Genomic DNA, 21,799 nt, shown 5'->3' on the forward strand with positions numbered 1-21,799 from the left:
AAAAATGGCGCAGCAAGTTCTTTCCGTTCAAAATCTGCATGTTACTTTTTCAACATACGGAGGCACTGTAAAAGCCGTAAGAGGCGTCAGCTTCGATTTATATAAAGGTGAAACGTTTGCGATCGTCGGTGAATCGGGATGCGGAAAAAGCGTGACGTCACAAGCCGTGATGGGTCTTCTTCCGAAACATTCGGCAAAGATTGAATCCGGAAGCATACAATTTAAACAGAAAGACCTTTGCCGAATGTCGGATCGGGAAATGCGGGGAATCCGGGGGCGCGATATTTCTATGATTTTTCAGGACCCGATGACGGCGCTCAATCCGACTTTGACCATAGGGGATCAGCTTTCAGAAGCGCTGTTTGAACACCGCGCCATGACAAGAAAACAAGCTGAATCCGAGGTTCTCGCCATGCTGGATCTGGTCGGTATCCCGGACTCGAAATCCCGCCTGAAGCAGTACCCCCACCAATTAAGCGGGGGCATGCGGCAGCGGATCGTGATCGCGATGGCTCTGATCTGCGAGCCGGAAATTATGATCGCCGATGAACCGACAACGGCTCTTGATGTGACGATTCAAGCACAAATCCTTGAATTATTTAAGAAGATTCAAAGAAAAACAGGCGTGTCTATTATTCTGATCACCCATGATCTCGGCGTCGTCGCTCAGACCGCCGACAGAGTCGCCGTCATGTATGCGGGGAAAATCGCCGAAATCGGCACGAGGCATGATATTTTTTACCGCCCGGCTCATCCATACACAAAGGGGCTGCTTCGTTCAGTGCCGCGGCTGGATATGGAAGATAGTGAGCTTTCGCCGATTGACGGGACGCCGCCTGATTTATTCGATCCGCCGCCGGGCTGCCCGTTTGCCGCCCGCTGCCCGGACAGGATGATCGTCTGTGAAAAGGTATACCCGGCAACAACCGTGAAATCCAAAAGCCATATCGTCAACTGCTGGCTTCAGGATCACCGTGCAGAGCGGCTGAAGCAGCAGCTGACGGCAGCAGAGGAAAAAGGGGGATTGAAATGAAAAAGAGATGGGCGATTGGTGTGATTGCTGTTGTTTCGTTTGCTCTGATGGGCTGTACAGCCAATGAACAGGCGGGGACAGAACCCGGCAAAGCAAAAGAACAGGGGGGTGAGACGGTGCTGCGGCTCAATAACGAAAATGAGCCGACCTCACTTGATCCGCCGATCGGATTTAATAATGTTTCCTGGCAGCCGCTGAATAACATCATGGAAGGATTGACGAGGCTCGGAAAAGATAATAAGCCCGAACCGGCCATGGCGGAAAGCTGGGAGGTGTCCGCTGATAAGCTGACATATACCTTCAATATCCGTGATAACGCCGAATGGACAAATGGCGATCCCGTCACGGCGGAAGACTTCGTGTACGCCTGGAAGCGGATGCTCGATCCGAAAACGGGCGCATCTTCCGCTTTTCTCGGCTACATGATCAAAGGCGGAGAAGAATTTAACAGCGGAAAAGGCAAACAAGAAGGCGTGAAAGTCACGGCAAAGGATAAAAAAACGCTTGTCGTCACATTGGCGGCCCCGCAGGATTATTTTTTGAGCGTCGTGTCCAATCCGGCGTATTTCCCGATTAATGAGAAGGTCGCCAAGGCTGATCCGAAATGGTTCACTGAAGCAAAAACTTTTGTCGGCAACGGGCCGTTCAAACTGACGGAATGGAAGCATGACGACAGCATGACGATGGTCAAAAACGAGACGTATTGGGATAAAAAGACGGTGAAACTGGATAAAGTCACATGGGCGATGGTCAGTGACCGGAATACCGACTATCAGATGTTCCAGTCGGGGGATTTGGATACTGCCTTTGTGCCGGCAGAGCTGAGCGAGCAGCTGATGGGAGGAAAAAATGTCCGCACGTGGGATCAGGCCGGACTCTATTTCTATCGTTTTAACGTTAAAATGGAGCCGTTTCAAAATGAAAAGATCAGAAAAGCGTTCGCGGCAGCGATTAATCAGAAAGAAATCACGGATTATGTGACCAAAAACAGTGAAAAGCCGGCACATGCCTTTGTATCCCCGGGATTTACTCAGCCTGACGGGAAAGATTTCCGCGAAGCGGGCGGCAGTTTACTAACTCCGGATGAATCAGAAGCCAAAAAACTGCTGGAAAAAGGCATGGCAGAAGAGCATTATGACAAGCTGCCCGCCGTTACATTGACATACAGCACAAAACCGGAGCATAAGAAAATAGCGGAAGCGATTCAGCAGAAGCTCAAAAGTGTGCTCGGTATAGACGTTAAGCTCGCCAATATGGAATGGAACGTCTTTTTAGAAGAGCAGAAAGGACTGAAGTTCCAGTTCTCTCAAAGCTCATTTTTACCGGATTACGCAGATCCGATCAGTTTTCTTGAGGCTTTCCAAACGGATAATTCCATGAACCGCACCGGCTGGGGCAGCGCGGCATACGACGGCTGCATCAAGCAGGCAAAACAGGAAGCCGATGCCAAAAAACGTTTTGCGCTCATGCATAAAGCGGAAAAGCTGCTCATGAACGAGGTTCCGATCATTCCGATTTACTTTTACAATCAGGTGCATCTGCAGAACAGCGGCGTGAAGGGCATTGTCCGGCACCCCGTCGGGTACATTGATCTGAAATGGGCGGAAAAGTCCTGATCTTACAGCGGAAACATATGCCGCTCTTTTGCCGTTAAAGGAGCGGCGTGTTTCACTTTTCAATCCGGAAAGGAGATTGAAAAAGTCATGAACCATAAACCGAAAGCACTGCAAAAAGGCGACACGGTCGGTGTGATTGCACCCGCAAGCCCGCCTGAGAGCGGGACGCTGCAAACCGCGCTTCTGTTTTTAGAGAATGAGCTTGGCCTTCAAGTGAAACTCGGCCGGGCGCTGAAGACCCGTCACGGCTATTTGGCGGGAGAAGACCGGGCGCGCCTCAATGATCTCCATGATATGTTTAGTGATCAGAATGTCAAAGCGGTGATATGCGCGTGCGGAGGATTCGGCACGGGCCGCATAGCCGCCGACATCGATTTCGGCTTAATCCGCCGCAATCCGAAAATTTTCTGGGGATACAGCGATATTACGTTTTTACATACCGCCATTCATCAAAATACGGGGCTCGTCACATTTCACGGCCCGATGCTGAGCACGGATGTCGGGCTTGAAGATGCTGATCCCCTGACAAAAGCGTCGTATCATCAGATTTTTACAGAAACGGAATTCACCTATACAGAGGACATTTCTCCGCTGGAGGTGCTGACAGGCGGAAGGGCCGAGGGAGAGCTTGCGGGCGGCAATCTGTCGCTCATTACGTCCACACTCGGCACGCCGTTTGAAATTGATACGAAAGACAAATTGCTGTTTATCGAGGATATTGATGAGGAGCCGTATCAAATCGACAGAATGCTGAATCAATTAAAGATGGCCGGAAAACTGTCAGACGCAGCCGGAATCCTGGTCTGTGATTTTCACCAATGCGAACCGAAGCATAAAGAAAAGTCGCTTACTTTAGAGCAAGTGCTGAACGATTACATTGTCAAATCAGGGAAGCCCGCGCTCAAAGGCTTTAAAATCGGCCATTGTTCACCGAGCTTCGCCGTTCCGATCGGAGCCCGCGCAGTTATGGATACGGCGGCCAAAGCGGTAACGATTGAATCGGGGGTTTCCGGAAGGGAGTGATCAGGCGTGAGGATTACAGATATTCAAACGGGACGGATGTCCGTGCAGCTGAAAAAGCCGTTTAAGACCGCTTTGCGCACGGTTTACAATGCTGAATCGGTCATTGTGAAGCTCACATTTGACAACGGTCTGACCGGCTGGGGCGAGGCGCCGCCGACGGTTGTCATTACAGGCGACAGCACGGACGGTATTGAAAGCGCCGTCCGCGATGTGCTGAAGCCTGCTCTCTTGGGGCGGAGCCTTTCCGGCATGGAAGCTGTTTTGTATGATATCAGCCGGCTGTTGGAAAGAAATCAAAGCGCAAAAGCCGCGGTGGATATGGCTGTATATGACGGATGGGCGCAAATGCACGGACAGCCGCTTTACCGGCTTCTCGGCGGCTATCGGAATACACTGGAAACAGATTTTACCGTCAGCGTCAATTCTCCTGAGGAGATGGCGGGGGATGCAGACCGCTATGTGAACAAGGGATTTCATATTTTAAAGATAAAAGTCGGCATAGGTGACATATCGGACGATGTTGCCCGGATTCAGGCGATCAGATCACGTGTCGGCGGTAACGTCAAACTGAGATTGGACGCCAACCAAGGCTGGACGCCGAAAGAAGCCGTGACTGCGATCCGAAAGATGGAAGACGCCGGCCTCGGCATTGAGCTGGTCGAGCAGCCTGTTCATAAAGACGATATCGCCGGGCTGAAGCAGGTCACCGATGCCGTAGACACGCCGATTATGGCGGATGAGAGCGTCTTTACCCCCCGTCAGGCCTTTTGCGTGCTGCAGACGAGAAGCGCCGATTTAATCAATATTAAGCTGATGAAAGCGGGCGGCATAAAGCAGGCGGAAACAATCAATGCGATGGCCGAAACATGCGGCGTGGAATGCATGGTCGGCAGCATGATTGAGACCAAGCTCGGCATCACCGCCGCGGCTCATTTTGCCGCGGGCAAACGGAATGTGACAAGGTTTGATTTTGATGCGCCGCTTATGCTGAAAGATGATTTGATTAAAGGCGGCATCACATACAGCGGCAGTCAGATTACGATTCCCGATGAACCGGGTCTCGGCATTATCGGTGTGTCGATACAAGAGGAGGCGAAAAGATGAGAGCAGCCGTTTTTGCGGCGGCAGCCAACGTATGGACGCTGCCGTCATCTCCCCGTTCGTATGATGCGCCGATGCTTGAAAACCCGCCGCAGATCAGAAAATGGTTAGCGTCTATGGGATATGAAGAGCGGCTGCAATTATGTACAGACAACCTTGTCCAAACGCAAGCGCTTTTCGGGGAAGAGGTGATCATTCTCAAAGAGGAAGGGGAATGGGCTTTTGTTGCCGTTCCCGGCCAGCCTTCAAACAAGGATGCGCGCGGATATCCGGGCTGGATGAAAAAAAGCCAGCTTTCAAAAGACGGCTTTTATACATCTTCCCCCGCCGTATGGATTACCAAACCGACAGCTTTTTTATATCACACAAACGGCGAACCGGACTTGGAAGTAAGTTTCTTAACGCGTCTTCCGGCATCAGGACGTGAGAACGGCTTTTTTCGGGTTGTGACGCCTCTCGGAGAACGGTTCGTAAATGAAGCTGACGCAGACGAGTGCCGGCATACGGAAGGACGGGCAGCCGATGTCATCGAAACGGGCATGATGTTTCTCGGGCTTCCGTATTTATGGGGAGGACTGAGCGGTTTCGGGTTTGACTGTTCCGGGTTTATGTATTCGATATTTAAAGCAAACGGCTATACCCTTCCCCGTGATGCAAAGGACCAAGCAAAAGCCGGGTGCGGCGCGGCGGTAAACGATATCCGGCCGGCTGACCTTTTGTTTTTCGCCTATGGAGAAGGAAAAGGCGCGATTCACCATGTCGGGTTGGCGCTGGGAGACGGCCGAATGCTGCACTCCCCGAAAACGGGAAAAACAATCGAAGTGCTGTCTTTGGAAGGAACGATCTATGAAAAAGAATTATGCACCGTACGCCGCTGTATAAGCGAAAAGGGGGAATAGAAAATGACGGCATCTCCGCTCCTTGAAGTCAGCGGGCTGAAAATGCATTTTGACGCAGGAAGAAAGAAAGCCGTAAAAGCAGTCGACGGTGTCAGTTTTCACATTAAAAGAGGGGAAACATTCGGACTTGTCGGAGAATCGGGATGCGGTAAATCGACGCTCGGAAGAGTTATTCTCCGTCTGTATGACCCGACGGCCGGTTCGGTATCATATGAAGGGACGGATATACACCGTGCCGCGGCAGAACAGCGGTCGGTCTTCTTCCGCAAGCTGCAGATGATTTTCCAAGACCCTTACGCCTCGTTAAATCCGCGCCTGACCGTAAGGGAAATTATTATGGAGCCGATGGAAATCCACAATCTTTACAATACAAGAAAAGCCCGTCTGATGATGGCGGATGAACTGCTTGAAGCTGTCGGGCTCCATCCCGATTTCGGCAGCCGGTATCCCCACGAATTCAGCGGCGGACAGAGGCAGAGAATCGGAATTGCCAGAGCGCTCTCTCTGCATCCTGAATTTATCGTGGCGGATGAGCCGATTTCCGCGCTGGATGTGTCGGTACAGGCTCAGGTCGTCAACCTATTAAAAAGGCTTCAGAAAGAGAAAGGGCTGACATTTTTATTCATCGCCCACGATTTATCAATGGTCAAGCATATCAGCGACCGGATCGGCGTGATGTATTTGGGCCGCATGATGGAAATTACAGAAAGCGCTGCGCTTTACCGGGAACCGCTTCACCCTTATACGAAGGCGCTTTTATCCTCAATCCCGATTCCTGATCCGCTTCTTGAGGACAAGCGTGAACGGATTATTCTGAAAGGGGAGCTGCCGAGCCCCCTTAACCCGCCGAGCGGCTGTGTATTCAGGACGCGGTGTCCTGAAGCGATGGAGCTCTGCGGTAAGATAACGCCTGAGCTTGAAGAAGTGAAGGCGGGGCGTTTTGTCGCCTGCCATTTATACAAAAAAGAAAGCTGACAATATAATGTCAGCTTTCTTTTTGATTAAACCTGATGCAGAAATGACACGCAGACCGGATACGGAACCGGAATGTCAGATTGAAGCAGAGTCAATTTGCCTGTTTCCGGATCGCGTTCAAACAAAACCAGATTTCCCGTTTCTTCGTTTGACGCGACAAGGAATGTCTCGGAAGGGTCAAACGCGAAATCACGCGGCCAGTTGCCTTCTGTCGGCACCCATTCAATAAGAGACAATTCACCGGAATATTGGTTGATCTTAAAGATGGCGATGCTGTCATGTCCGCGGTTGGCGGCATAAAGAAATCTGCCGTCTTTAGATATGCGGATTGCGCTGCCTTGCGATTTGTCCGTAAAGCCTTCAGGCAAAGCGGAAATGACCTGCAGCTCTCTGAATTCACCTAAGGTCGGGTTGTATTCAAGCGCGATGACTTCATTGCTGATTTCCGTCATGACATAGGCGTATTTTTCCGCCGGATGGAAAACGATGTGGCGCGGCCCTGAACCCGGTGCGAAAGAGTGAGTTTTCACCTCTGTGAGCGAACCGTTTTTCATTTGGTACGTATACAGCGTATCCGTCCCTAAATCGACGGCTGCAATGTAGTTATGCTCTGGTGTATAGCCTGCGAAATGGGTATGCGGTTTCTCTTGTCTTTCATGAGGACCTGTTCCCGTATGAGCGGCTTCGGCAGCCGGCTCCTGCAGACTTCCATCCTCATTGACGGGAAAGGCGTGCACTTTTCCGCTGTGGTAATTAGCGGTTAACACATATTCATTTTTATCATCAATGCTGACGTGGCATGGAGAAGGGCCTTCAATCAGCTGGTGGTTTACAAACGTTAATTCCCCGCTGTTCTGATGAATCTGATAGGCTGCGACGCCGCCTTTTCCGTCTGCCTTTTCAATGGAATACAGCATGCTGTTATCAGAATTCGGAGTGACGTATGTCGGGTTGCCGAGCTTTGCTGCCAGCTTCGGCCGGCTGAGCCTTTTCGCTTCTGTATCAAGTTCAAAACAATAAATGCCTTCGCTTCCGCCTTTTGTATATGTTCCCGCGTATCCTATGTACTTAGCCATTCGGTTTCCCCCTTTAGAGTCTTGTCTTCTCTATATTAACGTATCTTGAAGGAAACTGCCTTGTAAATGTTTAAGATGTTCTGACAAGCGGCAAGGTGCAGCAGCGGAAGGAACCGCCTGATTTGATAATTTCGGAAAACTCGGTTTCGATGACCGTATAACCTCTTTTTCTGAGCTCGCGGTTCGTATGACGGTGCTGCGGCAGGCTGATAATTGTCTGATTCCCGATGGACAGGATATTCGGGCCGAGCGTGAATTGCTCTTCTTCAGGCACTTCTATCATCTCAAAACGTTCGGCGAGAAGATCAATTTCTTTCTGCCGCAAGCCATTTTTGCAGTATAGCGCCTCCGTTTCCGAGATCATATTAAATACACAGTCCAAATGTAAGAAATCCTCCTTGAGAGGGATCGGCACAACATTCATCTCCGGCAGCGCCTCCCGCAGCTCCCGGACAGCCGCTTTATCCGTGCGCTTGCTCAGCCCGGCGTAAACGGTGCCGTCTGCGATCAAGATGTCGCCGCCTTCAATGTTCGCTTTTTTCAGTTGCGTATAAGGGATTTTCTTATCGTCAAGCAGGTCTTGAAACACTTTTTCTTCTCCCTGCCGGACTGAAGCCGCCATGTTTGAAATAAACGCCGTCTCGCCTAAGACAAATCCGATATCCCGGGTGAATACCTGCTCAGGCAATGCGGGATCGGCAGGCAGCAGGACGACTTCAATCTGATGAGATCTTAAAATGTCAATAAACTCACTATGCTGTTTGAGGGCAACGGGTATGTTAATATTTTCTTGTTGGAAATGTTTCTGCGTTCCGTTAATAATATCCTTGATGGTCATGTGTTCCGGCCGGCATAAGATGACTGTCTGCAAAGCATCAAACTCACTGCGGCAAGCCGGTTTCCGCGTGGATTTGGGAATGGATACGTCCATGTGATATCCTCCTATCGGTATTCAATGTGCGTTTATTATTCCCGGATGTGATGAATAATGAAACATTTCTGATAGAATATCTAACCAACTTAATATTTAAAATTTTAGACAAAACGATCAAAGTATTGTTTAATAGGGTACAGATGAAATGTCAAAACGACCAGACACCAAAGGGGAGTTTAAATCATATGAAGTTGCCAGAATCAAGATTTTGCAAAGAAACAAGGGTTGTCAAGACAAGCAGGGTTTTTCCGCTTGATACGAATAATCACAATACGCTGTTTGGCGGAAAGCTGATGAGCTATATTGATGATATCGCTTCAATTTCCGCGGCCCGCCACTGCCGGTGTGAAACAGTCACGGCCTCAATGGATTCTGTAGATTTTTTGCGCCCGATCGGCCAACAGGATTCCGTATGTCTTGAATCTTACGTCACGTGGGTCGGCACATCCTCTATGGAGGTGTTTGTCAAAGTCATTAAAGAACACCTGATGACGGGTGAACGCGAGCTTGCGGCAACGTCGTTTCTGACATTCGTCGCGCTCGATTCAAATGGGAAATCGGTGCCCGTTCCGCGAATCGTGCCGGAAACCGAGGAAGAAATCATGCTTCACAATACGGCCGTACAGCGCGCCGGAGAACGAAAAAACCGCTTAAAACACAGCAAGGCCCTGGCCGAGGCGCTCGGAACAGATAAGCCTTGGTAATCGTCAAACCGCTTTTTTAAAAAGCGGTTTTTTTATGCTGAAAAAGGACTTTTCCTGCCGGGTCCATAATTTATTACAGGGAAAGGAGACGTGGCGTGCATGATGAAACATAAGTCTTCCGGCACCATCCTGACAACCGGGCGTATCCGTCTGCGGACTATGCGGGATGACGATGAAGACAATTTGTACGGGCTGTTTACCGACAGAGAGGTCATGAAATATTATCCTTCTCTTAAAAGCAGACGGGAAACGAAGGAATGGATTGCCTGGAACAAACGATTGGCCGCAGGATACGGCGTCAGTCTTTGGATCGCAGAGGATAAAGAGACGGGCGCATTTCTCGGTCAATGCGGAATCGTTCCGCAGACGATAAGCGGAAACACTTTGATGGAAATCGGCTATATGTTTGCCCGCCGCCGCTGGGGCTGCGGCTATGCGACAGAGGCGGCGAACGCCTGTCTGGACTACGGTTTTCATACGCAGCAATACGGACGCATAGCGGCGCTGATTGATCCGGAAAACGCTGCCTCCGTCCGCGTCGCGGAAAAAATCGGCATGGTGCCCGGTGAGACCGTTACCAAATGGGGGAGGCGGCTGACGGTATTTGACATCACATCTGACGTTGAACGTTTCGGCGAAATGTAGTATGATACGAACAGACATGTTTTCTAGGGTTCCGCATGTTCATACATGGCCTGGTCCGAGAGAAAACACATATGCGGACATATCCCGCATATGCACACGGAGGGAAAAAAGCCCGGGAGAGTCAATCTCATGTGAGACGACTATTCCGGGCTTTTTGTATTGTCCGGAAACAGAAAGGATGAAGAACATGAAATGGGGTTTAGTGGTCATAGCGGCCGTATTTGAAGTGGTATGGGTCACCGGCCTGAAACATGCTGATTCAGCACTGACGTGGAGCGGTACGATTACGGGAATCATCATCAGTTTTTATCTATTAATCAAGGCGACGGACAGCCTGCCCGTAGGAACGGTATATGCGGTCTTTACCGGACTCGGGACAGCGGGCACCGTGCTCAGTGAAATCCTGCTTTTCAAAGAACAGGCCGATCCGGTGAAAATCGTGCTGATCGGCGTTTTGCTGATCGGTGTCATCGGATTAAAGCTGGTCACACAGGATAAGCCTGAGACGAAGGAGGAGAAGGCGTAATGCATTGGATCAGCCTGATAGCCGCGGGTCTTTGTGAAATGCTCGGGGTCATTTTAATGAATCAATTTCAAAAAGAAAAGAAAGTCAAGTGGATTCTCTTCATAATCGTCGGATTTGCGGCTTCTTTTTCCCTGCTTTCTTATGCGATGGAGACGATTGCGATGGGCACGGCCTATGCGATCTGGACCGGTATCGGCACGGCGGGCGGCGCACTAGCCGGCATTCTTTTCTACGGCGAGCAGAAGGATGCGAAGCGCATCTTTTTCATTGCGCTTATTTTGTGCGCAGCCGTAGGGCTGAAAATTCTTTCGTAAATTGATTTTTATCAAATTTTCAGTATAATCTATAATAAGTTACGAATTATGAAGATACGAGGGATTAAAACAGATGAATTCATATATGACACAGCGGCTGAAAGAATACCGCCGCGGGAATGAGGAAAAAGGGCGCCTGCTTGTCAGCTGCCCCGATCAGCCGGGAATTGTATCGGCTGTGTCCGCGTTTTTGTTTGAACACGGCGCGAATATTATTGAATCAAATCAATATACGACTGACCCTGAAGGCGGACGTTTTTTTCTCAGGATCGAATTCGACTGCAAGGGCATTCGTGAGAAAAAAGAGGATTTAAAGCAGGCGTTCGCCTCAATCGCCCAGACATTCAACATGACATGGAGCCTCTCTCTGGCAAGTGAGCTGAAGCGAGTGGCGATCTTTGTATCCAAAGAGCTGCACTGCCTTCATGAACTCATTTGGGAATGGCAAAGCGGCAATATGATGGCCGAAATTGCGGTCGTCATCAGCAACCATGAAGAGGCGAAAGAAGTGGTCGAGCCGCTGAATATTCCGTTCCATTACATGAAAGCTAACAAAGACATCCGCGCCGAAGTTGAGCGGCGCCAGCTTGAACTGCTGGAGCAGTATAAGATTGATGTGATCGTTCTTGCCCGCTACATGCAGATTTTGACGTCTGAATTTGTATCTGCCCATCCGAATCGGATTATTAACATCCACCATTCATTTCTGCCGGCCTTTATCGGCGCTAATCCGTATAAACGGGCTTATGAGCGCGGAGTGAAATTAATCGGCGCGACCTCTCACTATGTGACGGACGATCTTGACGAAGGGCCGATTATTGAACAGGATATTGAACGCGTCGATCACAGAGATCACGCAGAGGATCTGAAGAATATCGGCAGAACGATTGAGCGGAGCGTGTTGGCAAGAGCCGTAAAATGGCATCTGGAAGACCGCGTCATCGTTCACGGAAACAAAACGATCGTATTTAATTAATGACGGTCCGCCGGGGAGGCGGGCTGTTTTTTATGGATGAAAATGTCTTGACAAGAACCTGTTTTCTTTGCATAATATAAAAAAATCATTGAGCGTTGAAGAGGATCAGTACGCAGAACTTTCTGTGACAGAGAGCAAAATGGCCCGCTGAAACATTTTGCCGCATGAAACCTGCCGAACCTGCCTTGGAGTCCTGAGGGGAAAACTCAGGCGCGATAACCTGGCGTTACAGGAAAGCGGGACGCGTGAAAAACGCGTTCAAACAAGGTGGTACCACGGAAAGCCCATTTCGTCCTTATTTTTCAGGACGGAATGGGCTTTTTTTATTGACGAGAGCCGGTTTGGATTGATTGCCACGGAGGAGAAACGATGAAAAAACAAAGAATTGTTGTGAAAATCGGGAGCAGCTCGCTCACCAACAGTAACGGAAGTATTGATGAAGCAAAAATCAAGGAACATACGGAAGCCATTTCTTTATTAAAAGAAAACGGGCATGAAGTGATCCTCATTACCTCAGGCGCGGTGGCAGCGGGTTTTTCCGCTCTCGGCTATCCGTCGCGACCCGTTACGATAAAAGGAAAGCAGGCAGCTGCCGCAGTCGGCCAGACGCTTTTAATGCAGCAATATATGGACCATTTAAAAAGATACGGTCTGACGCCGGCACAAATTTTATTAACAAGAAATGATTTCTCAAAAAGAGAGCGGTACAGAAATGCCTATGCCACCGTAATGGAACTGTTGGAGCGCGGCGTCGTGCCGATTATTAATGAGAATGATTCCACATCAGTCGAAGAGCTGACGTTCGGTGATAACGACATGCTGTCGGCGCTTGTAAGCGGTTTGATTCATGCAGACCAATTAATGATTCTCACAGACATTAACGGGCTGTACGATGCCAATCCGAATGAAAACCCGGACGCAAAGCGGTTTGACTATCTGAATGACATCACACCTGAATTGCTCGGATATGCCGGGTCAGCAGGCTCAAAGGTCGGCACCGGAGGCATGAAGTCAAAACTTCTCGCCGCTCAGACCGCATTGTCGCTCGGGGTGAAGGTGTTTATCGGAACCGGCTCCGGACGTGAAAAACTGATGGTGATTTTAGACGGAAAAGGCGACGGCACTTATATCGGCGATAAAGATCTGTCCTCAGTGAATAATACACGGCAATGGATCATGTTTCATTCTCCGATATCAGGGGAAATCATCATTGATGGGGGAGCGGAGCAGGCGATGATCCATAACGGGTCAAGTCTACTCCCGGCCGGCGTCGCCGATGTCTGCGGCAGTTTTCCGAAAGGAGCCGTAGTGGAAGTCAGAGGGCCCGGCGGCATTATCGGCAAAGGGCAGACGCAGTACTCATCCGATGAAATTTTAGAAGCCAAAGGGAAGCGGAGCGACCAGCTTTCAGGAACGAAGCAGGTGGAAGTGATTCACAGAGATGATTGGGTGAATTTATTTGACGAGGGGGAAAACAAATGAGTGAAGTATTGCAAAAAGCAGCCTTGGCAAAAGAAGCCGCTGCCGAAATGGTCATGAAAACGACGGCTGAAAAAAACGAAGCGCTCCAATGTATCGCAGACGGACTCAGAAATGAACGGCAGCTGATTTTAACAGAGAATCAGAAAGATATTGAAGCAGGACGGAAAAGAGGATTGACACCTGACATTATTGACAGGCTGACGCTTGATGAAAAACGCCTGCTCGATATCGCGGACGCTGTGGAACTGTTAATCGGTCTTGAAGATCCCGTCGGTGAATCATTGGAGACCATTCAAAAAGAGAATGGATTATTCATTGAAAAAATCCGCGTGCCTCTCGGAGTAGTAGGCATGATCTATGAAGCCAGACCGAACGTTACCGTAGACGCGGCCACACTCTGTCTGAAAACCGGAAACGCGGTTGTGCTCAGAGGAAGTTCTTCCGCCATCCACAGCAACATAGCGCTTGTCAGTGTGATGAAGCGCGCACTTGGGCTGTCAAAGCTTCCGATTGATGCCGTTCAGCTCATAGAAGATACAAGCAAAGAAACCGCCAAACAGCTCTTTACATTAAATGACGGGCTGGATGTATTGATCCCGCGCGGCGGTAAAAATTTAATTGATCTTGTGGTCAGGGAATCAACCGTACCCGTTTTAGAAACCGGAGCGGGCAATTGCCACGTGTACATAGATGAGTCAGCAGATCCTCAAATGGCAAGCGAGGTCGTCATCAATGCCAAAACACAGCGTCCTTCGGTCTGCAATGCGATTGAATCTCTTTTGATTCATGAAAAATGGGCCGAAGAACACGGACGAAAGCTGCTGAATCAGCTGACAGAAAAAGGGGTGGAGCTCCGAGGAGATCAGGTGATTTGCGGGCTGGAGCCTCAAGCGAAACAAGCAGAAGAAGCCGATTGGGGAGCGGAGTACCTGGCGCCGATTCTCAGTGTGAAAACGGTGCAGGACGTACAGGAGGCGGTCCGCCACATTCAGCAGTACGGCACAAACCATTCAGAAGCCATTCTGACGGAGAACGCCGAGCATGCGGCTTACTTCCAGACCGCCGTCGACGCCGCCGCCGTGTATCATAATGCTTCAACCCGGTTTACGGACGGTTTTGAATTCGGATACGGAGCCGAGATCGGCATCAGCACGCAAAAGCTTCACGCGAGAGGGCCGATGGGACTTCCGGCGTTAACATCTACAAAAATCATCATCAAAGGAAACGGACAAATCCGGGTATAATCTTTTAAGCTTATCCTTCAAAAAGGGTAAGCTTTTTTTATGCGGAAAGATTGACGGCTTCTATTATATTTTGTAAAATTAAGTTGTACACAATATAATAGAGGTGAATTTACATGACAAAACCATTATTTACTGCAACCGTTTCAGCCGCAGGCGGACGTGAAGGGAAAGTCACGTCTTCTGACGGGGCGCTGAATCTTGATGTTGCCATGCCGGGAACGCCAAGAGCAAAAAAGCTCGAACAAGCTACAAACCCTGAACAGCTGTTTGCCGCAGGATATTCAGCCTGCTTTGACAGCGCTCTTCAACTCGTAGCAAGAAAAGAGCGTCTGAGTATTGAAACAGAGGTCACTGCGCATGTCAGTCTGCTGAAAGATGAAAGAGACCAAGGATATAAACTCGGCGTTACGCTTGAGGTTAAAGCTTCCGGCATTGAGAAACCGGAGCTTGAAGCCCTTATCCAAAAAGCGCACGGTGTCTGCCCGTATTCAAAAGCGACAGCGGGAAATATTGAAGTGAAGCTTCTGGCAGCAGAATAAAAATAAGGATGCCCATTCGGGGCATCCTTATTTTTTGCCGTGCAGCGTTTTCAAAACCTCATAAAGCGACTGTTTTACCTGCTTTAATTCCTCTTTTGACAGTCCCGTCTGTTCCAGCATGGCAATGGGGATATCCGCCGCTGTATTCTGCAAGGCCCGTCCTTCATCTGTGAGCCTGATCGTCACGGATCGCTCGTCTTCAGCCGACCGCTTTCTCATGATGATTCCGTGCTGCTCCATCCGTTTCAGCATCGGTGTCAGCGTTCCGGAATCCAGGTGCAAAAGCTCACCCATCCGTTTCACATTCAGTTCTTCGTGCTCCCATAATAAAAGCAGCGTCAAATACTGGGGATAAGTTACGTTGAGCTTATCAAGCAGCGGTTTGTACCGTTTCGTCATTTCCCTTGAGCTTGCGTACAGCAAAAAACAAAGCTGATTCTCCAGTTTCATATGTTCAAAATCTTTTTCTGCCATTACTTCTTTCACCAACTCTTTTTTGTTAACGTTACCCCTATTGTAGCCGAAAAACGGCCCATTTCCTATTGCAATCATGTTTAAAAATATGAGCAGGGGCAATATATACAGTAAGTACAATGAGGAGGCTGATAATAATGGCATTATTTACTTCAAAAGCGACCGCAGTCGGCGGACGAGCAGGACATATTAAATCCGAAGACGGGGTGCTGGATTTTGACATCATCATGCCGAATGCAAAAAAAGACGGAGAAACCGGCACAAACCCTGAACAGCTCTTTGCGGCAGGATATGCCGCCTGCTTCGGGGGAGCGCTTGAGCTCGCCGCCCAAAAACAAAAAATCGACATGACCTCTGAAATTGAAGGACAGGTCAGCCTTTTAAAAGATGAGAGTGACGGTGGTTACAAAATCGGTGTAACGCTCGTCATTGATACAAAAGATCTTGATAAAGAAACGGCGGAGAAGCTAGTGCACGCCGCTCACGAGTTCTGTCCGTATTCAAAAGCAACAAGAGGAAATGTAGACGTCAAACTTGAATTGAAATAAAGAAACGAACGAATATCCCGGATTTCATATCCGGGATATTTTATTAACGAAAACATCAGTAATGATCTCTTCCCTCCCGGAATAAGAATACGATATAGCACTTTTGCATAATGACACCAAGAGAAAAGAGGGAGAAATCGATGTCTCTTCCAAACATACCGAACATCACCCCCGACATTACACTCTCCAGATGTGAGACCCTGAACCTCCTTCTTTCATCCGTGGCTATGGAAGAAATCGGACTATCCCATATTCTGCAGGCGGAAGCGGAAAGGATTCAAATGTTTCTCAGCGCTTCCGGCGATCCCTCCTTAGGGGAATTATCATCAATCAATAGAAGCACTGAACGGCTCCTGCGCACCGTCATGAAATCACAACTCCTTTTGCAGATGAAGCTTGAAGACATTATCTACTTACAGGATGCTGAAGCCTGTATAGACCCGGACGATCCAAGTAATCCGAGTGATCCAGACGATCCTGATGACCCGTGGAATCCGGATGATCCAAGTAATCCGAGTGATCCTGATGACCCGTGGAATCCGGATGATCCAAGTAATCCGAGTGATCCTGATGACCCGTGGAATCCTGATGACCCAAGTAATCCGAGTGATCCGGGCGATCCTGATGACCCGTGGAATCCGGACGATCCCAGTGATCCGGAAGATCCGTGTGACGACCTGTTTTACGGCCGCATTGGCTGCTGTGAGTGCGGGGATTGTGAGGACTGCGATTGGAAGAAAAAAGGCGGGGAGCGTTCATAAAAAAAGAGACGGGTGAAGCATATGCCGTATCCAAGCATCTCAAAAGCGAAACAGACATCTTTTGAAGCCTTGCATTGTCTCACGATGGCGCTGTTAAATATATTATCTGTGACCGTGGATAAAAGAAGGGGTTCAAATTACAAAGAAGAAATCAGGCTGTTCTCCGCATTGTGCCGCTGGCAGATGGAAACAGGCGGCCGGCTGTTTTTAATGATCAGCTTGGAAGAAGAGCAGAAGCAGATGTATGAGCGGCACTTTCATGAAATGAAGACAGTGACGGAACGAACGAAAAAATTCATTTGTGAAAGCCCGCGCGAATTCCGGGCGCATCCCATTACGAAGCGGGCTGTCAGGCAGCTTCAGGAATGGGATGCAGAATCAACTGCCGAACCTGCCGTCAGATGGGTGCGGCCTGTCATCATAACGATGAACGGCACTCCTGAACGGCCTTGGTTCAATCAACAACTCCAAAATCGGGAAAGGTGAGAAAATGAGCGGAAATGCTGAATGTAAACTGACTCTTTGCATGATTGTGAAAAACGAGGAGAGATACATCTCCCGTTGTTTATCAAGTGTACAAGACATCGCTGATGAGATCGTCATCGCAGACACCGGATCACAAGATAATACAAAAGATATATGCAAAAGCTTTCAGGCAAGAGTGTTTGATTTCGAATGGGAGAATGATTTCGCAAAGGCCAGAAATTACGCCCTGCAGCATGCCGAAGGGGATTGGATTTTAGTGCTTGACGCGGATGAAGAGCTCGATCAGGAGACGGGCCGTTTTTTAACTTCGCTGCTTCATGACGGATTACCGAGCCGGGGACTTTTGAAAATCATCAATTATACGGGGAAGCAGCTCGATGAAAACGAAGCGTTTGAAAGCATGCAGCCGAGGCTGTTCCGCAATCATAAAGGCCTTCTGTATCAAGGCAGAATTCACGAGAATATCTCGGCTCCCAATGAGGAAGAAAACAATGCTTTTTTCACGCTCCCATGTGTGATTCATCACTACGGCTACTTGGAGCAGGAAGAAAAAATCAAACAAAAACATAAACGGAATATCAGCATATTAAATGAAGAACTTTCAGAGGAAAATCCTGATCCGTGGCTAGTCTATCATTTGGCAAGTGAATGTTACAGAATAAAAGACTACGAAAAAGCATTACATCTTGTCAACGGCTCAATATTTCAATTTTTAAGTGAGAAACGAATGCCTCCGTCTCTTCTGTATTTTCTAAAATATACAATATTGCTTGAGCTCAAGCGATATGAAGAAGCCGAACAAGGGATTGAAAAAGTGCTCAAGCTTTATCCTGATTACAGCAATCTTCATTATTATAAAGGCCTTGTATTATATCATTTGGAAAAGTACAGAGCCGCAATCAAAGCATTTGAAGCCGGAACGCAGGTTGAAGGAGAAAACGCTGATCACTTCATTTTAAAAGGTGCCGGCGATTTCAGAGCTTTTTATTATATGGCGAAATGCCATGCTGCATTAAACCATGATATGACGGCCATCGCTTACGCCAAAAAATCCGTGAAGTTCAATCCGCAATTTAAACCCGCGCAAGAACTTCTGTCTCAATTAAAAAAGGATCAGCGGACAAACGCCTGATCCTTTTTTTGCATGTTCCATTAAGATAATCGAATAATGTTTAAAGCTGCGCCGGCACTTCCTCCAAGCAATGTGGCCGCACCCAATAATCCGAACAGCTGGAGCTGAATGGTGCTGCCTGCTGTCAAAGTCACAATAAAGGAGTTATTGAAGTTTGCCAAAGACGCGACCGGGGCAATAATCGAACTTGCAGCCGGAGTGCCGTTGATTAAGATGCGCGAACTTACTAGCAGGCCGGCCGTTAAATTAATATGGTAGGAAATATAGTACCGTCCTGCCGGAGCAACGGTGAATACAGTATTTGCGGCATTAGCGGTAATATCCGCTGAGAGGTTTTGTTCATTCGGTAAGGAAATGGCCGTGCCGCCGTTAATAACCGCGACAACACCGCCGCCCGTATTGCTCGCATAGCCGGAAGTGGCTGTCAGACTTGTTCCGGTGCTTCCCGGAGGCCCTGTAATGCCGGTAGCCCCGGTAACACCGGTAGGTCCTGTGGAGCCAGTAGCGCCGGTGCTTCCCGCCGCAGCTAAAAGTGTATAGTCAGCTGAGGTTTCAGGGGTTCCCGACGGGCTGTTTACGTTTGCGACATAAGAGCTGCCGTTATACAAGACAACCTGTCCGGTCGTGTAAGTAGGGGCGGTCAGCGGATTAAAAGCAACAATCCCTTGAAGACCCGCACCGGTGACCCCTGTCGGCCCGATCGGTCCGGTTGGCCCCGTCGCTCCGGCCGTGCCGATTGCTCCCGTCGGCCCCGTGGCACCAGTCGGCCCCGCCAGTGTAGGGATATTTGAGATACTGTCCAATTTTGAACCGAGAAGAAGCTCCTGTTTCATTAAGCTGTCAAGCGTATCCCGGACGCTCTCATTCAGATTAAGAATATCCGCAAGACTTGACGGGGGTCCTGTTAATCCGGGAATCGTTCCGAGCGCGTACTGGATTTTTTCCCCTTCCGCATTCAGAATATGTGCCATTCCCAGCTCTTCCATGGCAATTGACGAAAGAAGAAGGTTAATGGTATCGTCTCTGGAAAGTGTAACGACAGGGGTGATATTGGGCAAATTAGGCTGTGACACAATGTCCCTCCTTATGAGTTGGCTGAAAATCATTTTATTACGAACAAAGTTCCCCCAAATGAGCGTAAGCAGTACTGTATCATTATATTCACTGATTCTGTCCAAGTTTCTGAATGGATTCCCTTAATAAACCAATTAAGCATACAAAAATAAACCTGCAATTGAGCAGGTTATACCACTGTTTTTGATTTCATCATATATGAAGGAAATACTTTAAATATAGAGAAAATACATCGCACAGCATTCGCAAATCGTCAAAATGACAGCGGGACATGTGATCGTCTATAAAGCGATGGCTATATATCTTGTGCGTTTCCTGCAAAAACGCTCTTTTTCATTTCAAGTTTTCTGTATAAAAGGGCGAGAAGCATGGACGGTATCGTACAAACAATCATTCCGATAAAGGCATACCGGGGTTCAATTTCATATAAAAAACCTCCGAAAATAGTAAATACCGCAGTGCTCCAGCTGAGAGCAAGCGCTGAATATATGCCTTGGGCTTTCGGGATTTGCGCGGGTGAAATATTTTTAATTAAGTATTTCATAAATGCATAGTGTCCCATCGCGAATGAACAGGCATGCAGCGTCTGCGCAATACAGAAAATGATGACATGCGGGAAGGCAAATACGAGTATCCAGCGTACGGTAGCACCAAGCGCCGCCAGGGCGAGCAAAGAGCCTGCCGTAAATTGATGAAAGTATCGGTCAGCGATTGCAAAGAAGATAATCTCCGCGATAACGGCGATGTTGATGATGATTCCGATGGCATATGCGGGTGCATCGATTTCCTGCAAAAAGAGATAACCGTAATTGTAGTAAGATGCATGTGCCGCCTGCAGTAAGATAACGATTGCGAGCACCAGACCGAAATATTTGATGCGAAATAAGGCAAACATGCCCTCTTTTCTTGCACGGTCTGTTTCCGGCCGTTTTGAAAGAACAGCTGGCGCATGCATAAAGCTGAGGCATGCGAATATCAGGGCGCCCAAAAGCAGTGCCCATAAAATCACTTGGTCTCCGAATATACCTGTAAAGACGGACAGGATGACGCCGGCTGAAACAAAACCCGCAGAACCCCACTGTCGGCTTGTCCCATAAGCCTTTAATTCGTTATGCTGTACAAGGACGCCGCAAGCGCTGTCTAAAGCAGGCATTAAAGCCGGGTAAAACACATGCAGCACTAATGTGACAAGAAGCAGGCTTTGAAAAGAATCAGCGGGAATATAACATAAAAGTGCGAGAAGCGTCCCGATTCTGGCGCCGTTTAATAAGGCTTTGCTGCTGAATTTTCCTGATAAATAAGGGAAGAAAAATAATGTGGAAATCCCTCTTGCCGCCAGGCCCAGACTCATAATGAAACTGGCTTCGGATACGGAAACCCCTTTTATATGCACCATCCATCCCGTCCAATAGGGCAGAAAAACACCCCATGTCATAAAAAAACTAAAAAAATGCAGACTCATCCAGCGATATGCTTTCATTCCCGTTCCTCCTTTCATTGGCATGTTATCATGTAAGGACATAAAGACAATATGAGATATCTCATATTTTTGGGGTGGACGATGGAAATTTATAAAGGCGAGAAAAAGCGGCATCAGTTAGAAAAACACTCAATCGCGCATTTATTCTCTTTCCCCGCTGAAGAGTTTATGGAAGTGCGCGAATATGAGCGGGACGAATGGATTATTCAAGAGGGCAGGAGACCTGACTTCCTGTTTTACGTGATTGAAGGAAAAGCGAAAATATATGTAACCCACCAAAACGGGAAAGTTTCTTTAATTAATTTTATCAACAAAAATGATTACATCGGAGAGATGGAACTATTACATGAAGGGTATTACACAAAAGGAATTCAAGCCTCAGCGAAGACTGTTTGTTTTGCTCTGCCTATTTACCACTGCCGCGCGCAATTGCTGCAGGATGCGAAATTCCTGCGTGAGCTGGCTAAGTTTTTAAGTGCTAAGGCAACGCTTATGGCTTCGAAATATTCACAAAGTCTGGCGTTCCCGCTTGAAAACCGGCTTGCTGATTTTATTTTGCAGACGGCTTATAAAGGGGTTTATAAAGAGAAGCACGTAACGGTCTGTGATTATTTGGGTGTATCTTACCGTCATCTCTTGCATGTGCTGACGCAATTCTGCCAAAAAGGGTATTTGCAAAAAGAAGGGCGGGGCTATCAAATGAAGCAGTATGATTCATTGTACGAACTTGCAGAAGCGCTGCAGAATAAGTAGCACG

The 21,799-nt window shown here is 48.4% G+C and carries 24 protein-coding genes, 1 riboswitch and 1 other annotated feature; of the genes, 19 read left to right on the top strand and 5 right to left on the bottom strand.

Annotated features, from left to right (window positions below):
• Positions 1–4: 4 nt before the first annotated feature.
• The 6 genes from ACWJJS_RS07585 (at position 5) to ACWJJS_RS07610 (ending at position 6,647) form a co-directional block, all read left to right on the top strand.
• Positions 5–1,033 (top strand): ABC transporter ATP-binding protein, encoded by a 1,029-nt coding sequence (locus ACWJJS_RS07585; RefSeq protein WP_454023460.1) that lies wholly within the window; start codon positions 5–7, stop codon positions 1,031–1,033.
• Entirely contained in the window at positions 1,030–2,649 is a 1,620-nt protein-coding gene (locus tag ACWJJS_RS07590; protein ID WP_454023461.1) for a peptide ABC transporter substrate-binding protein, read from the top strand. The genes ACWJJS_RS07585 and ACWJJS_RS07590 overlap by 4 nt, the downstream gene beginning before the upstream one ends.
• An 87-nt stretch (positions 2,650–2,736) precedes the next feature.
• A complete protein-coding gene (locus tag ACWJJS_RS07595) occupies positions 2,737–3,672 on the top strand; it encodes a S66 peptidase family protein (protein WP_454023462.1) in 936 nt (311 codons plus the stop codon).
• 36 nt (positions 3,673–3,708) lie between these two features.
• Entirely contained in the window at positions 3,709–4,776 is a 1,068-nt protein-coding gene (locus tag ACWJJS_RS07600) for a dipeptide epimerase (RefSeq protein WP_454023552.1), read from the top strand.
• On the top strand, positions 4,773–5,672 hold the full coding sequence (locus ACWJJS_RS07605; RefSeq protein ID WP_173612682.1) for a C40 family peptidase: 900 nt from the start codon (positions 4,773–4,775) through the stop codon (positions 5,670–5,672). The genes ACWJJS_RS07600 and ACWJJS_RS07605 overlap by 4 nt, the downstream gene beginning before the upstream one ends.
• Before the next feature lie 3 nt (positions 5,673–5,675).
• Positions 5,676–6,647, top strand: coding sequence for an ABC transporter ATP-binding protein (locus tag ACWJJS_RS07610; protein ID WP_007610864.1), 972 nt, complete (start codon positions 5,676–5,678; stop codon positions 6,645–6,647).
• 26 nt (positions 6,648–6,673) lie between these two features.
• Here ACWJJS_RS07610 and ACWJJS_RS07615 read toward each other — a convergent pair whose 3' ends face one another.
• Both ACWJJS_RS07615 and ACWJJS_RS07620 read right to left on the bottom strand, forming a co-directional pair.
• Positions 6,674–7,723 (bottom strand): lactonase family protein, encoded by a 1,050-nt coding sequence (locus tag ACWJJS_RS07615; protein WP_454023463.1) that lies wholly within the window; start codon positions 7,721–7,723, stop codon positions 6,674–6,676.
• Positions 7,724–7,793: 70 nt separating this feature from the next.
• Complete coding sequence (locus ACWJJS_RS07620; protein WP_454023464.1) at positions 7,794–8,654, bottom strand: dimethylarginine dimethylaminohydrolase family protein; 861 nt, start codon at positions 8,652–8,654, stop codon at positions 7,794–7,796.
• Positions 8,655–8,842: 188 nt separating this feature from the next.
• Between ACWJJS_RS07620 and ACWJJS_RS07625 the strand changes: the two genes are divergently transcribed.
• The 8 genes from ACWJJS_RS07625 to ACWJJS_RS07660 all read left to right on the top strand — a co-directional run bounded on the left by ACWJJS_RS07625 (position 8,843) and on the right by ACWJJS_RS07660 (position 15,087).
• The gene (locus ACWJJS_RS07625; protein ID WP_003154772.1) at positions 8,843–9,361 is read left to right on the top strand and encodes an acyl-CoA thioesterase; all 519 of its coding nucleotides are present in this window, start codon (positions 8,843–8,845) and stop codon (positions 9,359–9,361) included.
• Between the two features lie 99 nt (positions 9,362–9,460).
• The gene (locus tag ACWJJS_RS07630; protein WP_317461405.1) at positions 9,461–10,006 is read left to right on the top strand and encodes a GNAT family N-acetyltransferase; all 546 of its coding nucleotides are present in this window, start codon (positions 9,461–9,463) and stop codon (positions 10,004–10,006) included.
• Between the two features lie 12 nt (positions 10,007–10,018).
• Positions 10,019–10,127, top strand: a riboswitch (guanidine-I (ykkC/yxkD leader).
• Between the two features lie 66 nt (positions 10,128–10,193).
• Complete coding sequence (locus tag ACWJJS_RS07635) at positions 10,194–10,532, top strand: DMT family transporter (protein ID WP_071391946.1); 339 nt, start codon at positions 10,194–10,196, stop codon at positions 10,530–10,532.
• On the top strand, positions 10,532–10,846 hold the full coding sequence (locus ACWJJS_RS07640; protein WP_003154765.1) for a DMT family transporter: 315 nt from the start codon (positions 10,532–10,534) through the stop codon (positions 10,844–10,846). Before ACWJJS_RS07635 ends, ACWJJS_RS07640 begins: the two co-directional genes overlap by 1 nt.
• Before the next feature lie 73 nt (positions 10,847–10,919).
• Positions 10,920–11,822, top strand: coding sequence for a formyltetrahydrofolate deformylase (gene purU, locus ACWJJS_RS07645; RefSeq protein WP_168237138.1), 903 nt, complete (start codon positions 10,920–10,922; stop codon positions 11,820–11,822).
• An 86-nt stretch (positions 11,823–11,908) separates the two neighbouring features.
• Positions 11,909–12,122, top strand: a binding site (T-box leader).
• 69 nt (positions 12,123–12,191) lie between these two features.
• Entirely contained in the window at positions 12,192–13,304 is a 1,113-nt protein-coding gene (gene proB, locus ACWJJS_RS07650; RefSeq protein WP_198863666.1) for a glutamate 5-kinase, read from the top strand.
• The gene (proA, locus tag ACWJJS_RS07655; protein WP_278071782.1) at positions 13,301–14,548 is read left to right on the top strand and encodes a glutamate-5-semialdehyde dehydrogenase; all 1,248 of its coding nucleotides are present in this window, start codon (positions 13,301–13,303) and stop codon (positions 14,546–14,548) included. The genes proB and proA overlap by 4 nt, the downstream gene beginning before the upstream one ends.
• Before the next feature lie 113 nt (positions 14,549–14,661).
• Positions 14,662–15,087 (top strand): organic hydroperoxide resistance protein, encoded by a 426-nt coding sequence (locus tag ACWJJS_RS07660; RefSeq protein ID WP_070081698.1) that lies wholly within the window; start codon positions 14,662–14,664, stop codon positions 15,085–15,087.
• 27 nt (positions 15,088–15,114) lie between these two features.
• Here ACWJJS_RS07660 and ACWJJS_RS07665 read toward each other — a convergent pair whose 3' ends face one another.
• Positions 15,115–15,561 (bottom strand): MarR family winged helix-turn-helix transcriptional regulator, encoded by a 447-nt coding sequence (locus tag ACWJJS_RS07665; protein ID WP_070081699.1) that lies wholly within the window; start codon positions 15,559–15,561, stop codon positions 15,115–15,117.
• A gap of 137 nt (positions 15,562–15,698) precedes the next feature.
• Between ACWJJS_RS07665 and ACWJJS_RS07670 the strand changes: the two genes are divergently transcribed.
• The 4 genes from ACWJJS_RS07670 (at position 15,699) to ACWJJS_RS07685 (ending at position 18,488) form a co-directional block, all read left to right on the top strand.
• The gene (locus ACWJJS_RS07670; protein ID WP_003154758.1) at positions 15,699–16,109 is read left to right on the top strand and encodes an organic hydroperoxide resistance protein; all 411 of its coding nucleotides are present in this window, start codon (positions 15,699–15,701) and stop codon (positions 16,107–16,109) included.
• 140 nt (positions 16,110–16,249) lie between these two features.
• A complete protein-coding gene (locus ACWJJS_RS07675; protein WP_454023465.1) occupies positions 16,250–16,870 on the top strand; it encodes a hypothetical protein in 621 nt (206 codons plus the stop codon).
• Between the two features lie 21 nt (positions 16,871–16,891).
• Positions 16,892–17,356, top strand: coding sequence for a hypothetical protein (locus ACWJJS_RS07680; protein WP_167860079.1), 465 nt, complete (start codon positions 16,892–16,894; stop codon positions 17,354–17,356).
• Positions 17,357–17,360: 4 nt separating this feature from the next.
• Positions 17,361–18,488, top strand: a complete 1,128-nt coding sequence (locus ACWJJS_RS07685; RefSeq protein ID WP_071391940.1) for a glycosyltransferase — start codon at positions 17,361–17,363, stop codon at positions 18,486–18,488.
• Positions 18,489–18,508: 20 nt separating this feature from the next.
• Here ACWJJS_RS07685 and ACWJJS_RS07690 read toward each other — a convergent pair whose 3' ends face one another.
• Positions 18,509–19,561: a BclA C-terminal domain-containing protein gene (locus ACWJJS_RS07690; protein WP_454023466.1), complete on the bottom strand. Its 1,053-nt coding sequence runs from the start codon at positions 19,559–19,561 to the stop codon at positions 18,509–18,511.
• Between the two features lie 296 nt (positions 19,562–19,857).
• Complete coding sequence (locus ACWJJS_RS07695; RefSeq protein WP_454023467.1) at positions 19,858–21,042, bottom strand: MFS transporter; 1,185 nt, start codon at positions 21,040–21,042, stop codon at positions 19,858–19,860.
• Between the two features lie 81 nt (positions 21,043–21,123).
• On the opposite strand from ACWJJS_RS07695, the gene yeiL reads away from it, so the two are divergent.
• On the top strand, positions 21,124–21,795 hold the full coding sequence (gene yeiL / locus ACWJJS_RS07700; protein ID WP_146276616.1) for a transcriptional regulator YeiL: 672 nt from the start codon (positions 21,124–21,126) through the stop codon (positions 21,793–21,795).
• Positions 21,796–21,799 lie beyond the last annotated feature (4 nt).

Source organism: Bacillus sp. JK106, assembly GCF_053663355.1.